Origin of the sequence: Streptomyces sp. NP-1717 (genome assembly GCF_022695985.1) — a bacterium.
In the GTDB taxonomy this organism is placed as follows: Bacteria; Actinomycetota; Actinomycetes; order Streptomycetales; family Streptomycetaceae; genus Streptomyces.
In genome coordinates, this window is record NZ_JAAPBF010000176.1 from 1 (window position 1) to 14,887 (window position 14,887).

Sequence of the window (14,887 nt, forward strand, 5' to 3'; positions counted from 1 at the left end):
CGGCGCCGGGCCCTCTTCCACGTCACCACCCACCCCCGCGCCCGCCCGGAGCAGGTCGCGGCGCTGCGGGACGAACTGACCGCCCGCACCGCCGAGTTGGACGCCACCTCGGCCCCCGAGGCATGGCGCGGCACCTCGGTACGCGAAGCCCGGCGACGGCTGCGAGCGCGCGGGGCCGGCCGGCTGCCGTGGTGGGAGAAGACCGTCCTGGTCCTCGGACTCCTGCTCCTGATCCCCTCCGCCCTCCTCGCCGCGACCTTCGCCTTCGAGGGCACGGAGGGGCTGGAGGAGTACTTCACCGAGGGCGGGGGCTGGCAGCTCCTCATCGGCTGTGGACTGGCGGGCCTGCTGCTGGCCGCGTTCCGCCTCGTCATGACGTGGCGCTCCCTGCGCCTCGTACGCACCCTGCCGACCGCGGAACCGCACGCGGCGGCCCTGCTGCGCCTGGGGCTGGTCGCGGGAAGTCTGTGCGCGGGGGCGCTGCTGCTGTGGCGCGCGGGCACGATCGCCGAGAACGGCAAGGTGCTGCCCGACCACCTGATCGTCTCCTTCGTGCTGGAGAAGTTCCTGGACGTGGCGCCGGCCCTCATCCTCACGCTGCTGATGTTCGCCCTGCCGTTCGGGCTGCCGTTCGGGGTGGCCACCGGCGGACTCGGCTTCCTGCTCCCGGAGCTGCTCGCGATGGCGGCGGGCCGCGCCCTGGCCCCGGTGGCGGCCCGCGCGGCGGCCCAGGTGGGCGCGCGACTGGTGGCGCGCGGTCTCATCGCACCGGCACGGACGGACAGATTCGATCTGTTCCCGGATGCGGGCAACATCCGCTGGGGAGACGATATTGTCCGAAAGACCGTCCGCGGCGCCGAGTACAAGATTCCCCGCACTGACGGCCTTCATCAGCTGATAAACCCGGGGAGGGGTCTGGCGAACTGCCGGGCATGCGCCCTTGCCACAGAGTCGACCCTCAGGGGCTATCCAGCATCAGCGATTCCCCGCATACCCGCCGGTCCCATTTCATCGCTTGAGAAGTATTTTCCGGGGAGGAGTTTCAGGCCGTCCACCTTGTCCAACATTGTGGACGACATGAAAAAATCCGGCGATGGGGCCCGGGGAATCGTTTTCGGAGGGAACAGAAGGGGTGAGGTCGGGCACGTGTTCAACGTCATCAACCGTAAGGGGGATATAATATTCCTGGACGGCCAGACGGGAAAAGCCTCTCACGTCGCACGGTGGGGAAACTTCCAGATAATGAGGACCGATTGATGATCGATAAAGAATTCGCCACGAGAGTCGCCCACGAACTCATGCTCCAGGATCGACACCCCGATGACCCTGAAATGGTCATCGACACACAGAAGGTCGAGCACTTCAAAGGGCACTGGATCATTCCGTACAACTCTCCCGAATACATTGCCTCGCGAAATGAACGGGAAATGCTACTGGATTGCTGGCCCATCCTGGTGGACAGCGAGAGCGGCTCGGCAAGAAAGTCCACGATTGAAGATCTGGATTTCCTGGGCGACAACCCTGAGGACTGAATGACGGAAGGGGAATCGAGGCGCACGCGCACGACCTGGGTTGTGAAGCCTGAGTGCGCGAAGCAGCTCATGAGGGCTCCGCGACCCGGCGCGGGGGACCTCCGCCGAGCCGCCCGCGCACCTGGTCCGTGATCGATCGGCCGCCCAGCAGGCACCAGAGCGCGATCACCGGGTCGCAGATCGCGCAGCCCAGGGACGAGTGGTCCGCGAACGGGATGATCGGGTTGCCTTTCAGGTGGTGGAGCGCGTCCCAGGCCGTGTGGAGGAGCCAGGCGATGCCGATGAAGGTCCAGGAGTCGAGGCCGCGGTAGGCGAAGTACGTGATCAGTGCCGTGAAGGCGAACTCCCAGGCGCCGAAGCCTCCGCCGCTGAGATAGGCCGCGCCCGCGCCCGCGACCATGATCGCGTTGAAGCGGCGACGGTGGGGCTCGCGGATGAGGGACATGAGGGTCACGTAGACGATGCCGATGAGTATCGGCGCGATGATGGTCATGGTCGCGAGGCATCCCTGGGCCGGGTTCGTACGGAGGACGGCGTACGGAGGACATGGGCGACGCCGCCGCAGCGCGTCGATGTCGACAGTAGGCAGCGGCGCCGCGTGCCCCCAGTGGCGGGAACGCCACGCTTCAACGGAATAGCGCCAATACCACCGATACTTCTCTGAGCTGTGACGAAGGCCGTCAGCGGCCCGGACACCACCCTGCGCAGCGGTACGTTACGGCCATGCACACCGTCGCCGTTCTCGCCCTTGAGGGAGTCGTTCCCTTCGACCTGTCGACCCCCATCGAGGTCTTCACCCGCACGCGGCTGCCCGACGGCCGCCGCGGCTACCGGGTGCGCGTGTGCTCCGAGTTGCCCGACGTCGACGCCGGGCTGTTCTCCATCCGTACGTCCTGGGGCCTGGACGCGCTGAAGGACGCCGACACGGTCCTCGTACCCGGCACCGCCGACCCCTCGCGTCCCCTGCCGCCGACCGTCCGGGACGCGCTCCGCGGGGCCGCCGCGGCGGGCAGCCGTATCGCCTCCGTCTGCTCCGGGTCGTTCGTCCTCGCCGCCGCCGGTCTGCTCGACGGGCTGCGGGCGACAACGCACTGGATCGCGGCCGACCGCCTCGCCGCCGGTTATCCGGGGACGGACGTCGACCCGGACGTGCTGTACGTCGACAACGGCCGGATCCTCACCTCCGCGGGCGCCGCCGCGGGGCTCGATCTGTGTCTGCACATGATCCGCCGCGACTACGGGTCCGCCGTCGCCGCCGACGCCGCCCGGCTGTCGGTGATGCCGCTGGAACGCGAGGGCGGGCAGGCGCAGTTCATCGTGCGGGAGCAGCCGTCCACGCCGCGCGGCGCGAGTCTCGAACCGCTCCTGCGGTGGATGGACGAGCACGCCGAACGCGACCTCACCCTGTCGGACATCGCCGCCCGGTCGGGGACGAGCACCCGCACCCTGATGCGCCACTTCCGGGAGCAGACCGGCACCACACCCCTGCGCTGGCTCCACCGGGCCCGCGTCCGCCGGGCCCAGCACCTGCTGGAGACCACCGGGCACACCGTGGAACGCGTCGCCGCCCAGGTCGGTTTCGGCTCGGCCACCGCCTTCCGTGACCGCTTCAAGCAGGTCACGGGGGTGAGCCCGCAGGCCTACCGGCGCTCGTTCGGCTCGGCCGCGGGCGAGTCCTGAACAGCCGCGTCGCAGGCCGGGCACCTGGTCTCGTCCGCCGCGGGGCGGAACAGCAGCGGCTGGATGTGACGTTCGCCCTCGCACTCGCGCATCCGGGCCACCCGGGGCACCGGGGCCGACGGAGGCGGCGAGGCTACGCGCGCGGTCGGCGGCTCGCGCAGGATGTAGCGGACCAGGCCGCCGGGGCTGTGGATGCACGTGTCCGGGGCGGGCAGGCTCCGGCGGATCTCGGTGCGTACGCCGTCGGCCGTGTGACCGCGCGCCAGCCACTGCGCGGCGAGCGTGGCCAGTTGGGGCAGCATCCCGCGCGGGACGCGCAGGCGGCGGTCGAGGTGGTGGAGGTCGGCGACCGCCTCCCGTGCCTCGTCGCACGCCGCGTCCGGCTCCTGATGGTGGGAGGTGTTCCCCTTCGGGGTGTTTTCTGGATGACGACCGGCGGCCCGACCTGTCGGCCGACCGGCGGCCGGAGAACTGACCGCCGGAGCCACGACCGGCGCTCCCCCGCCTCTCACGGCAGCCGCCTCCGTCTCCGACAGGGGGACGCTCGACACCAGTTGGACGGTGGACCACAGGCCGCGAACGCCCTGCTGGCGCCACTCGTGGACGTAACCCTCCGCCTTCAGCTGGCCCTTGGCACGGAGGAACGCACCCTTCTTGATCCCGGCGCGTGTCGCGGTCCGCGAGAGTGATTCCTCGGCGTCCAGCGGGAGCGAGAGCTGCCAGGTCAACAGCCGTACGGCGTCGGAGGACAGACGCGGATGGCGGATGATGTCGTTCGATACCTGCGAGAAGAAACGGGCAGGCGGGATAACATGCCGAAGCATTATGGGTGCCCCTTCCGGGATGGCACTCGTCATGTAGGCCCTCGTCGCTGGCTGCGAACCGGCGATGGGGGCCGCTTTGTGCTCACGGTACAGCAACAGTCGTGCACGCAGAGTCACTTCACGCGATCACGGCGTCAGCCGATCTGGGGCGGCTCCGGCTGAGTCGGCGGGGCCGGTAGTTCGGACAGGACTATCGCGCTGGAGGGTACGGCCCGTCGCTGTTCGAGTAATCGGGAGAGGGCCTGGTACAGATCCTCCTCCGTCATGTACGCCTCGCGGGCCAGCACCAGGCGGGCCCGGACCTCCACCTCCTGCCAGGCGTATCTGCGGCGCAGGTTCGCCAACTGCCGGGCCTCCGCCCGCAGGAACGCCGCCCCGGAGGAGAAGCCCGCGGCGAGCAGGGCGAGGATCGCGGCCGGGACCCGCGCGTCGGGCGAGGTGAGGCCCGCGGCCCCGGACACCGCGGCGAGTACGGCGGCGGGGAAACCCAGCATCAGATGGGTGGCGTTCCAGAACTTGCCCCGCCGCTGTGCGCGGCGCGCGCCGACGCCCGCCTCGGCGGCGATCTTCTCGACCTCCGCCGTCAGATGCCGCATCTGGGTCATCGCGCCGGCCGGCTCCGGAGGCACAGGATTCGGGTGCTGCTGGTCCATCGCGTTCCCCTCGTCGGTCGGCGAAGTGAAGACGCCCGCTATCCTCGCCTTCCGAATCACGCGAAACGCGCGAAACGCACAAGACCACGGTGTGGACGAGGAGCCCGGCACATGACCACCGATACCCGCGTAGGCCCTCCCCGCCTCGGCGACGAGCGCGAAACCCTGCGGGCCTTCCTCGACTACCACCGCGCGACCCTCGCCATGAAGTGCGCCGGGCTGAGCGACGACGAGTTGCGGCAGCGGTCGATGGCGCCCTCGACGCTGTCCCTGCTCGGCCTCGTACGACACCTGGCCGAGGTCGAACGCGCCTGGTTCCGGCGGGTGTTCGAGGACAACGAGGCGCCGATGCTGTGGTCACCCCCGGGCGAGATCGACTTCCAGGCGGCGTACGACGCGAGCGGCTCGACCCGGTCCGAGGCGTTCACCGCCTGGGAGGCCGAGGTCGAGAACTCACGTCGCGTCGAACGGGCCGCCGATTCACTGGATGTGACGGGATATCAGCCCCGGTGGGGCGAGGACGTCTCGCTGCGGATGGTGATGGTGCACGTGCTCCTGGAGTACGGCCGTCACAACGGCCACGCGGACCTGCTGCGCGAGGGGGTCGACGGGACGGTGGGCGCGTAGCCGGACCGGCCGCCGCCGCCCCCCGCCCCCCGTCACACGTACGGCGCGAACTCGTCCAGCGTCCCCAGTACCTCCGTCTCGTCGCCCGGGGGCAGTTGCACCACCACCTCGTTCACCCCCAGGTCCGCGAAGTGCGCCAGCTTGCCCGGTGAGGGGTGGACCGCGTACGGGACGATCTGGAGCGCTTCGGGGGAGCGGCCCGCGTCCTCCCATGCCTTGCGCAGGACCGGGATCGACTCACCCAGGCCCCGGCCGCCGATCGGCAGCCAGCCGTCGGCCTGCTCGGCGATCCGGGCGAAGAGCCTGGGTCCCGCCGCGCCGCCGACCAGGGTGCGGGGGGCGCCGTTCGCCGGTTTGGGGTGGGCCTCGCTGGCGCGTACGGAGGCGAACTCGCCCTCGTACGGCGTCGGTTCGGGCGCCCACAGCGCGCGCATCATCGCCAGCCGGTCCCAGCCGAGTTCGCGCCGTGTCGTCCACGGCACGCCGTGGTCCGCCGCCTCCTCCTTGTTCCAGCCGAAGCCGAGTCCGAGGGTGAACCGGCCGCCCGACAGATGGTCCAGCGTCGCGATCCGCTTGGCGAGGTCGATCGGGTCGTGCTGGGCGATGAGCGTGATGCCGGTGGCGAGGCCGAGCCGGTCGGTGACCGCCGCCGCCTGGGCGAGTGCGACGAAGGGGTCGAGCGTGCGGCCGTACTCACGCGGCAGATCGCCGCCCGCCGGGTACGGGGTGGTCCGCTCGACGGGGATGTGGGTGTGCTCGGGGAGGTAGAGCCCGGCGAAGCCACGCTCCTCCAGCTCCCGTGCGAGCCGCACGGGCGTGATCGTCTCGTCGGTGAGGAAGATGGTGGTGGCGATCCGCATGCGGGCCTTCTCTTTCCGGTCGGGTGGCCGCGCCGAGCCGTGGGCGCGCGGCGTACAGATCTGTTCCCGGCCCGGCGGGACTGATGCGGACGGGCACGCACCGGCCACTGGCAATGTCCGGACCATCTCCCGACCCCCTTCCCTTGCCCGCCCGTTCACGGCTCAATACCAGGGTTCGAACGCACCACTGATGACCGTTCCTGTCCCTTCCTGTCCCTCTCGACACTCCTGGGGAGCCGCCGGCATGTGCAACGACCACACGGAACACGCGATGGGCAGACGCGGTCTGCTCGTGACCGGAGCGGCGGCGGCCCTTACGTTGGGCACCGTGAGCTTCGCGAACGCCGCGCCGGACAAGGGCGGAAACGGGGACGGCACCGGCACGGACACCAGGACCGTACGCGGCACCCTGCCCACCGGCTCCCCCGACTACGTCTACCTCCCGGTCGACGTACCGCGCGGCGTCCGCGAGATCCGCGTCTCGTACAGCTACGAGCGGCCCACCGTCCCGGCCGGCACCCAGGGCAACGCGCTCGACATCGGGATCTTCGACGAGCGCGGCACCGCACTGGGCGGGAACGGTTTCCGGGGCTGGTCCGGCGGCGCGCGCACGGAGTTCTTCATCCGCGCCGACGAGGCGACCCCCGGCTATCTGCCGGGCCCGGTGCGGTCCGGGACGTGGCACATCGCGCTGGGCCCGTACACCGTCGCGCCCGAAGGGCTCGCGTACGAGGTCACGATCACCCTCACCTACGGCTCCCCCGGCCGCACCCCGCGCCCGGTCCACCCGCCCGAGCGGGCCAAGGGGCGCGGGCGCGCCTGGTACCGGGGCGACTGCCATCTGCACTCCGTGCACTCGGACGGCAGGCGCACCCCGGCCGAGATCGCGGCGGGCGCGCGGGCCGCCGGGCTGGACTTCATCAACACCAGCGAGCACAACACCTCGTCCTCACACGCCGCGTGGGACGGGCTGTGGGACGACGACCTGCTGATCCTCACGGGTGAGGAGATCACCACCCGTAACGGCCATGTCGTCGCGATCGGCATGGACGCGGGCACGTTCGTGGACTGGCGCTACCGGGCCCGCGACAACCGCTTCGGGCACTACGCGCGCGAGGTGCGGCGCGCGGGCGGGCTGGTCGTGCCCGCGCACCCGCACGCCACCTGCATCGGCTGCAACTGGAAGTTCGGCTTCGGGGACGCCGACGCGGTCGAGGTGTGGAACGGTCCCTTCACCCCGGAGGACGAGGTGGCCCTGGCCTCGTGGGACAACACCCTGGTGTCGGCGGCCCGTTCGGGACGGCCGTGGACCCCGGCGATGGGCAGCAGCGACGCGCACCGCGATCCCGACCCGATCGGCACCCCGCAGACCGTCGTCCTCGCCGACGAGCTGTCCCGCGAGGCGATCCTGGCCGGCATCCGCGCGGGCCGCAGCTACATCGCGGAGTCGGCGGCGGTGTCCGTGACGTTCGGCGCGTCGGGCGGTCGCGGGCAGCACGCGGGCATCGGCGAGCGGTTGCGGGTGGCCGACGACGCCCCGGTGACGGTCCGTCTGGAGGTCACCGGCGCCCCGGCGGGCAGCTCGGCGCGCATCGTCACCGACCAGGGGACGCTGCACACCGTCGCGCTGCCGGAGTCGGGGGCGGGCACGGTGGAGTGGCGTACGACCGCCGAGTACGCGACCTACGTACGCGCGGAGGTACGCCGCCCGCCGGCGTCCCCGGGGTTGCCCGGTCTGCCGGGTCCCTTCGTCGCGCTCACCAACCCGGTGTTCCTGGGCGGCAAGAGCGCGTAGGGCCTGTCTTGTCGACGGGACCGGGCCCCCGCCCCTTTTCCTTGCAGAGGCGGGGGCACCGGCTCACTTCCACGGATCGGTGAACGACCTTCCGGGCACCGGCTTGGCGATCAGCGCGATGGCGATGAAGAAGCCGACCTGTCCGATCGCGTTCACCAGCGTCGCGAGCGCCTTGGCGTCGTAGTGCCCGGCCGCCAGGGCGTACAGCTCGTCGGAGACGCGCTCACCGTCCGCGGACGGCTGGAGCACGGCCTCCACGAGCGCGAACGCGGCGCGCTCGCACCGTCGAAGGACGGCGAGTCCCGCCAGGACACCACCGAGGTGATCCGTTCCCCGGACACCCCGGCCCTGCGCAGGAAGCCCGTGTGCAGGACGGTCAGGTACGTGCTGCCGACGAGTTGGCCGGCGCGCAGGTGGACCAGGCTGATCGTGGTGCGCGGTACGGAGCCGTTGCCGACGGCCCTGAACAGCGCCGCCGACACCTCCGCCAGTTCGGGGACGAGTTCGGACGGGTCCTCGGTCATCCGGGGCCCATCGGGACAGCCGCGGTGATCGAACGTGTCTGCATGGCCGTGTCCTTCGTGTTGTCACGTCGCTGCCACCGCCGCGTTCGCTCCCGCGTCCGGTGGCACTCCCACCGCCCCGACGGATGCCGGCGCGCGGATGTGACCGGCGCGGGCCGCCCGCATCCGGATTTACCCGGAGGGGTCGCGTCCTTTACCGTGTCGAGGGCTTGTGCAGACCCTCGCCCGAGGCTGACGCCGCCACTCCGGACAAGGCAGACTGTCGGGGGCGATACCGGCAGTCCGGCGGGCAGGGAGAGCTATGGACCGTGACAGCGGGCCGCGCGTACCGGAGCAGCGGGCTCCGGCCACACCGAACAGCACGACGACCAGCGTGACGAGCGGCGCGAGGAGCGGCGCCCCGGCGCTGCCCGGCGAGCTGCGTTTCGCCGTACTCGGACCGGTGCGTGCCTGGCGTGGTGGCGAGTCCCTGCCGTCCGGTTCACCTCAGCAGCGCGCGCTGCTCGCCGCCCTCCTCCTGCGCGACGGCCGCACCGCCACCTCCGGTGAGCTGATCGACGGCATCTGGGGCGAGACCCCGCCGCCGCAGGCGCTCGCCACCGTGCGGACGTACGCCTCCCGGCTGCGCAAGGTCCTGTCCCCCGGTGTCCTGGTCAGCGAGTCCGGCGGGTACGCCCTGCTCACCCGGCCGGACGCCCTGGACCTGGGCATGGCGCAGGAGTTGGCCGCCGCCGCCGAGAAGGAGCAGACGGCGGGCAACCGCCATCAGGCCCGGGTGCTGATCAACAAGGCGCTGGGGCTGTGGGACGGCGAACCGCTGGCGTCCGTGCCCGGTCCGTACGCGGAGACCGAGCGGGCGCGGCTCGCCGAGTGGCGCCTGCAACTCGTCGAGGGCCGGCTCGACATCGATCTGGAGCTGGGCCGGCACGCGGAGGCCATCTCCGAACTCACCGCGCTGACCGCCGCGCACCCCCTGCGCGAGCGCCTGCGCGAACTGCTGATGCTGGCCCTCTACCGCAGCGGCCGGCAGGCCGAGGCGCTGGCCGTGTACGCGGACACGCGCCGCCTCCTCGCCGACGAACTGGGCGTGGACCCGCGGCCCGAACTGGCCAGGCTCCAGCAGCGCATTCTCCGGGCGGACGCCGAACTGGCCCGCCCGACGGAGGAGACCGCGCCCGTCGTCACCTTCACCCGGCCCGCCCAACTGCCTGCCACGGTGCCGGACTTCACCGGGCGTGACCTGTTCGTACGGGAGTTGGGCAACAGGCTGGCCGGCGCCGAGGGTTCGGTGATGGCGGTCTCCGCGCTCGCCGGTATCGGCGGCGTGGGCAAGACGACGCTCGCCGTCCATGTCGCGCACGCGGCCCGGCCGCGCTTCCCCGACGGCCAGTTGTACGTGGACCTCCAGGGCGCGGGCGCCCGCTTCGCCGAACCGGAGGCGGTACTCGGCTCGTTCCTGCGGGCGTTCGGCACACCCGACTCGGCGATCCCCGACTCGCTGGACGAGCGCTCCGCGCTGTACCGCTCGGCGCTGGACGGCCGCCGGGTGCTGATCCTGCTCGACAACGCGCGCGACGCCGCGCAGGTACGGCCGCTGCTGCCCGGTACGGAGGGCTGCGCCGCGCTCGTCACGAGCCGTGTGCGGATGGTCGATCTGGAGGGCGCCCATCTGGTCGACCTGGACGTGATGTCACCGGAGGAGGCCCTCCAGCTCTTCACGCGCATAGTCGGTCAGGAGCGCGTGACCTCGGAGCGCGAGGCGGCGCTGGACGTGGTCGCCGCCTGTGGTTTCCTGCCGCTCGCCATCCGGATCGCCGCCTCCCGGCTGGCCTCGCGCCGCACCTGGACGGTCTCGGTCCTGGCGGCGAAGCTCGCCGACGAGCGCCGGCGGCTGGACGAACTCCAGGCGGGCGATCTGGCGGTGAAGGCCACCTTCGAGCTGGGCTACGGGCAGCTGGAGCCCGCGCAGGCCCGCGCGTTCCGGCTGCTGGGGCTGGCCGACGGGCCGGACATCTCGCTGGCGGCCGCCGCCGCCGTACTCGATCTGCCGCCGCACGACACCGAGGATCTGCTGGAGTCCCTGGTGGACACCTCGCTCCTGGAGTCCGCGGCGCCGGGCCGCTACCGGTACCACGATCTGGTCCGGCTCTACGCGCGTGCCTGCGCCGACCGTGACGAGCAGCCGCGCACCGGGATCGACGCGGCGCTCTTCCGGCTGCTGGACTTCTATCTGGCGACGACGGCGCGGGTGTACACCATCGAGCGGCCGGGCGACCGTCTCAAGGACCATCTGGAGCCGACGGAGTACGAGGGCCTGGTCTTCACCGACCGGCACGAGGCGCAGGACTGGCTGTACGCGGAGGCCGACTGTCTGCTGGCGTGCGCCCGGCAGGCGGCGGGCGGGTCGCGGCTGCGGGCCGCCGTCGATCTGCTGTGGGCCGCGCAGGGCCTGGCGGAGTCGGGTGCCAACTCCAAGTCGTACGAGACGGCGGCCCGTTCGGCGCTCGCGGCGGCACGCGCGGCCGGCGACGCCCGTACGGAGGGACGCGCGCGGACCTCGATGACCAACGTCCATCTGGTGGCGGGCCGTTACGAGGAGGCGGACGACGAGGCCCGGCAGGCCGAGGCGCTGGCGCAGTCCGTGCGGGACCCGGCGCCCGTCTACTGGTCGGACAACGACCGGGGCATCATCGCCTTCAACCAAGGCCGCTTCCAGGACGCCGAGAAGCATCTCTTCAGGGCGATGGAGGGCTCCCGCGCCGACGGCAACCGCCCCGGCGAGGCGAGCGCCCTGTGCAACCTCTCGCGCATCCAGCACTATCTGGGCCGTACGTCCCAGGCCGTGGCCCTGGCCGAACAGGGCGTCGAGGTCTACGACAGCATCGGGCACACCCTGCGGCTCTCCAACGCCCGCTTCGCGCTGGGTATCGCGCTCACGAACGCCGGGCGGCACACGGAGGCGCTGGAGCAACTGGCCGAGGCCCTGGAGGGGTTCGAGGCGAACCGGCAGCGGCTGTGGGAGGGCACCACCCATTTCCGCATCTCACAGGCCCATTTCGCGGCCCACCGTGCCGGGGCGGCCGCGCAGCACGCCGAGCAGGCGCTCGCGATCGGCTGCATCGGCGGCGACCGGACGAGGGCCAACGTCCTGATCACGCTGGGCAGGGCGCTGGAGAGTCTGGGGCAGGCGGACCGGGCGCGGGTGTGCTGGCGCGAGGCGCTGGTGCTGCACGAGAGGTCGGGCGCCCCAGAGGCCGACGAGGCACGGGAGTTGCTCGGCGTTCCGCTCAGCGCGGCGTAGGGCCTGTCTTCAAAGTCCCGCCTGGCCCGCGGCGCGTGGGGCGGGTGCCGCCCGGTGGGGAGGGTCGTCCCGCCGGTGCCGGGCGTCCGGCCGGGGTGTCCGATGACTGGTGGGGTGCCCGGCCTGGGCGTTCATCGAATGTTTATGCTCTTTCGGCATGCTCCAGTGCATATTCGATCCGTCGCCTCGGGGGGCAGACGGGTCGCTTGGGACCGTCGCATCCTCGGGGGGTGAGCGGTCCCCCAGGCCTTCTGCCCGGCGACCTCGGGGGAGTATCCGGGCAGAAGGCCGCCTTCGGTCCGACGCAGGAAAACCCCAAGGGGGACGAGATGAGCAGCACCGAGAAGAACCCGGAAGAGACGACACAGGGCGACCACCACTCTCCCGTACCGCCGAAGACGACCACGACGACGCAGGGAGACCACCACTCCCCGGTTCCGCCGAAGAGCGGCGCCACGACGCAGGGTGACCACCACTCCCCCACGCCGCCCAAGTAGTACCGGGCAGCGGTCGCGGCGGCGGGGGAGGGGAGCTGCCGCGACCGCGCTCCAGGGGGAGAGAGAAAGAGACGACGACAGTCGGGGCCGTTCAGGGGGCCCCGCCTGTCGTCGTCTCTCTGTGTGTGCCGGTCAGGCGGACGTGCGGACGACGTTGTCGACCGTGCACTCGCCGCCGGATGCGCCCTCGTCGCCGGACACGTCCACCGCGGTGACCTCGACGGTCTGGGTCCCGCCCGCGGCGACACCGGGAATGCTGCCGAAACCGTTGCCGACGCTCGCGCCGGCCGCGTCGGTGAACTCGACCGTGAACGAGTAGCTGTAGTCCACCGAGCCACTGTTGGTGGCGGTGACCTCGGCGACGAAGCCGCCGGCCACGGTGTCGTACTTGCAGGTGTCGATGGTCAGATCCCGGCCGGCGTCCGCGGAGCTGCCGCCCGTCACGGATCCGCCGGTGGTGGTGGAGCCCGACGATCCGTTGTAGTCGTCATCGTCGTAGTCGCTGTCCGAGTGGCTGCTGCCACCGCTGCCGGAACTGCTGCTGGAGCAGCCACCGCCGCCGGAGCCACGGGCGCCGGTGAGCGCGAAAACGGCGATACCGAAGACGGCTATGGCGCGGACATGGCGAATTTTCACTTCAACCCCCGTTGAAAATGGTGCAGTTGGTCACTGTTTATGCCCTTTTGTCGAGCTCATGTCACCCTAGCAGTGCGCGAGGGGTGCTCGGTTACGGGACCAAATCTGGCGGCCCGTGGTTCCCGGGCGTAGCGTCGGATTTCGGAAGCTGTGCCCCGCGCGCTCGTCCAAGGAGGCCGTCGATGGTCCGCAACATCATCGGGTCGGCCCTCGCCGTCATCGGGGCCGCCGCGGCGGTCGCGAGCCCGTTCCAGGCCTGGTACGACGGCCGTCACGGCCGGGACTACCGCGTCGAGGACCTGTTCAACGGCATCACCGGCACCGGTTCGGACCTGTGGGTCTCGCTTCTGCTCCCGATGGTCTTCGCCGCCCTGGTCACCCTGATCGGGCTGGTGCTGCGCTCACGGCTGCTGGTGGCGCTGGCGGGGCTGGTCGTGCTCGGGTTCACGATCCTGTGGATGGTGCGCCAGGGGCAGGCCGCCGGGAGCCTCTCGCTGACCAGCGACGGCACGGGCCTCGGTCTGGGTGTCGCGGCCGCCCTGGGAGGCGGGGCGCTGCTGCTGATCGCGGCGGCGGTGATGAGCGGGCGGACCCGGCGCAGAGGCGGCCACCGGTACGTGGGCGACCGGAACCGGGACCACGACGACCAGGGATACGGCGGGCACGGGTACGACGGGCACCACGACCCGGAGGTGCGGGACCAGTGGTACGCCGACGACCGGCTGCCGCCCGTACAACCGCCGGTCAACGGCCCGCAGCAGCAGCGCGACGACTGGGAGCCCGAGCCGCGGTCCTGGGACTCCCGGGAGCAGCCGTGGGCCCGGCCCCCGCCGGACGACACGACCCGCCGCCCGTACGGGAATTGATCAGCGGGCGCCCCGGCCCGTGGCCGTGCCCTTTATCGCGTCCAGCGCGTACACGCAGCGGTCCTTGCTGCACGCGTACACCACTCCGCCGCGCGCCACCGGTGAGCCGGTGATCTCACCGCCCGTCGCCAGCTTCCAGCGGAGCTGCCCGCCGCCGGCGTCCAGTGTGTAGAGGACGTGGTCGGCCGAGCCGAAGTGCAGTCTGCCGTCCGCCACGACGGGCGCGCCGACGACCTCGCCGCCCGCGGCGAAGCGCCACTTGGGCGTGCCGGCCACCGCGTCCAGCGTGTAGAGCGCGCTGCCGCTGCCCACGTGCACGTTCCCGGCGGTGACCAGGACCGGTTCGAGTGACTGGCGGGCCTCGGTGGCGATGCGCCAGCGGTCCTTGCCGGTGGTGGCGTCGAGGGCGTACACCGTGCCGAGGTAGTCGGCGAGGTACACGCCACCGCCGGTCACGGCGGGGCCGGGTGCGAAGGCGGGCGGGGAGAGGAAGACGGCGGGCGCCTCGAAGTGCCAGCGCACGTGGCCGGTCGCGATGTCGATGGACAGGACGCGGGTGCCTGCCGAGACGTACACGTATCCGTCCGACGCGGGCACCAGGCGAATCGGTACGCCACCGCAGGACGCGCCGTCGCCGATGGGGTACGACCAGCGCTCGCTGCCGGTGCGCGCGTCGAGCGCCCGGAGGCGGGCGTTCTGCCAGACGTACACCGTGCCGTCGAAGATGGCGGGTCCGGCCTCGGGTGTCTCGAAGTCGGTCTGGGCGCCGGTGACTTCCCACAGCTTCTCGCCGTTGGACGCCTCCCACGCCTGGACGCCGCCGCCGCGCGTACCGGTGACGACGGTGCCCCGGTCGGTCTTCAGCGAGTACACCCAGGCGTCGGTCTGGAGCCGCCAGCGCTCGGTGCCGTCCGAGCCGTCGAGCGCGTAGAGCGTGGGGCCGTCGGAGGCGTGGATACGGCCTCCGGAGACGGCCATGGCCCAGGCCACGTCGCGGGTCTTGAACTGCCGGCGCCCGCTGCCCACGTCCAGCGCGTGGACCTCGAACGATGTGACGTAGAGCAGATCGCCGTCGACGACCGGGGTCCCCCA

General features: G+C 71.6%; 14 protein-coding genes and 1 pseudogene. 8 read left to right on the forward strand and 7 right to left on the reverse strand.

Going from position 1 to position 14,887, the window contains the following annotated elements; all coding sequences use genetic code 11:
* Both GXP76_RS26765 and GXP76_RS26770 read left to right on the forward strand, forming a co-directional pair.
* Nucleotides 1-1,257, forward strand: a 1,257-nt coding sequence (locus GXP76_RS26765; protein WP_242574176.1) for a toxin glutamine deamidase domain-containing protein, incomplete at its 5' end; no start/stop codon positions are given.
* Nucleotides 1,257-1,532, forward strand: coding sequence for a YrhB domain-containing protein (locus tag GXP76_RS26770; RefSeq protein ID WP_242574177.1), 276 nt, complete (start codon nucleotides 1,257-1,259; stop codon nucleotides 1,530-1,532). The genes GXP76_RS26765 and GXP76_RS26770, both read left to right, overlap by 1 nt.
* Nucleotides 1,533-1,599: 67 nt before the next feature.
* Here GXP76_RS26770 and GXP76_RS26775 read toward each other — a convergent pair whose 3' ends face one another.
* Entirely contained in the window at nucleotides 1,600-2,025 is a 426-nt protein-coding gene (locus GXP76_RS26775) for a DUF6010 family protein (RefSeq protein WP_242574178.1), read from the reverse strand.
* A gap of 230 nt (nucleotides 2,026-2,255) precedes the next feature.
* Here GXP76_RS26775 and GXP76_RS26780 point away from each other — a divergent pair, with 230 nt between their 5' ends.
* Nucleotides 2,256-3,212 carry a GlxA family transcriptional regulator gene (locus GXP76_RS26780; protein ID WP_242574179.1) on the forward strand — a complete coding sequence of 319 codons (957 nt, stop codon included), beginning with the start codon at nucleotides 2,256-2,258 and terminating at the stop codon, nucleotides 3,210-3,212.
* On the opposite strand, the gene GXP76_RS26785 is transcribed toward GXP76_RS26780, so the two are convergent.
* Nucleotides 3,173-4,036: a hypothetical protein gene (locus GXP76_RS26785; RefSeq protein ID WP_242574180.1), complete on the reverse strand. Its 864-nt coding sequence runs from the start codon at nucleotides 4,034-4,036 to the stop codon at nucleotides 3,173-3,175. The genes GXP76_RS26780 and GXP76_RS26785 overlap by 40 nt on opposite strands.
* A gap of 134 nt (nucleotides 4,037-4,170) precedes the next feature.
* Nucleotides 4,171-4,689: a hypothetical protein gene (locus tag GXP76_RS26790; RefSeq protein ID WP_242574181.1), complete on the reverse strand. Its 519-nt coding sequence runs from the start codon at nucleotides 4,687-4,689 to the stop codon at nucleotides 4,171-4,173.
* Nucleotides 4,690-4,800: 111 nt separating this feature from the next.
* On the opposite strand from GXP76_RS26790, the gene GXP76_RS26795 reads away from it, so the two are divergent.
* Nucleotides 4,801-5,316, forward strand: a complete 516-nt coding sequence (locus GXP76_RS26795) for a DinB family protein (RefSeq protein ID WP_242574182.1) — start codon at nucleotides 4,801-4,803, stop codon at nucleotides 5,314-5,316.
* Between the two features lie 32 nt (nucleotides 5,317-5,348).
* On the opposite strand, the gene GXP76_RS26800 is transcribed toward GXP76_RS26795, so the two are convergent.
* Entirely contained in the window at nucleotides 5,349-6,176 is an 828-nt protein-coding gene (locus tag GXP76_RS26800) for an LLM class F420-dependent oxidoreductase (RefSeq protein WP_242574183.1), read from the reverse strand.
* A gap of 244 nt (nucleotides 6,177-6,420) precedes the next feature.
* Here GXP76_RS26800 and GXP76_RS26805 point away from each other — a divergent pair, with 244 nt between their 5' ends.
* Nucleotides 6,421-7,971, forward strand: a complete 1,551-nt coding sequence (locus tag GXP76_RS26805; RefSeq protein ID WP_242574184.1) for a CehA/McbA family metallohydrolase — start codon at nucleotides 6,421-6,423, stop codon at nucleotides 7,969-7,971.
* 63 nt (nucleotides 7,972-8,034) lie between these two features.
* Here the strand turns inward: GXP76_RS26805 and GXP76_RS26810 are convergent.
* Nucleotides 8,035-8,539: pseudogene (locus GXP76_RS26810) on the reverse strand (carboxymuconolactone decarboxylase family protein).
* A 257-nt stretch (nucleotides 8,540-8,796) separates the two neighbouring features.
* Here GXP76_RS26810 and GXP76_RS26815 point away from each other — a divergent pair.
* Nucleotides 8,797-11,796, forward strand: a complete 3,000-nt coding sequence (locus GXP76_RS26815) for a BTAD domain-containing putative transcriptional regulator (RefSeq protein ID WP_242574185.1) — start codon at nucleotides 8,797-8,799, stop codon at nucleotides 11,794-11,796.
* 329 nt (nucleotides 11,797-12,125) lie between these two features.
* Nucleotides 12,126-12,293, forward strand: coding sequence for a sigma-like protein (locus tag GXP76_RS26820; RefSeq protein WP_242574186.1), 168 nt, complete (start codon nucleotides 12,126-12,128; stop codon nucleotides 12,291-12,293).
* A gap of 132 nt (nucleotides 12,294-12,425) precedes the next feature.
* Here the strand turns inward: GXP76_RS26820 and GXP76_RS26825 are convergent, their stop codons facing one another.
* The gene (locus GXP76_RS26825) at nucleotides 12,426-12,929 is read right to left on the reverse strand and encodes a hypothetical protein (protein ID WP_242574187.1); all 504 of its coding nucleotides are present in this window, start codon (nucleotides 12,927-12,929) and stop codon (nucleotides 12,426-12,428) included.
* Nucleotides 12,930-13,111: 182 nt separating this feature from the next.
* Here GXP76_RS26825 and GXP76_RS26830 point away from each other — a divergent pair, with 182 nt between their 5' ends.
* On the forward strand, nucleotides 13,112-13,795 hold the full coding sequence (locus tag GXP76_RS26830) for a hypothetical protein (protein WP_242574188.1): 684 nt from the start codon (nucleotides 13,112-13,114) through the stop codon (nucleotides 13,793-13,795).
* Here GXP76_RS26830 and GXP76_RS26835 read toward each other — a convergent pair.
* Nucleotides 13,796-14,887: PQQ-binding-like beta-propeller repeat protein (locus tag GXP76_RS26835; RefSeq protein WP_242574189.1), on the reverse strand; the 1,092-nt coding region annotated here is incomplete at its 5' end. It abuts the gene before it with no gap.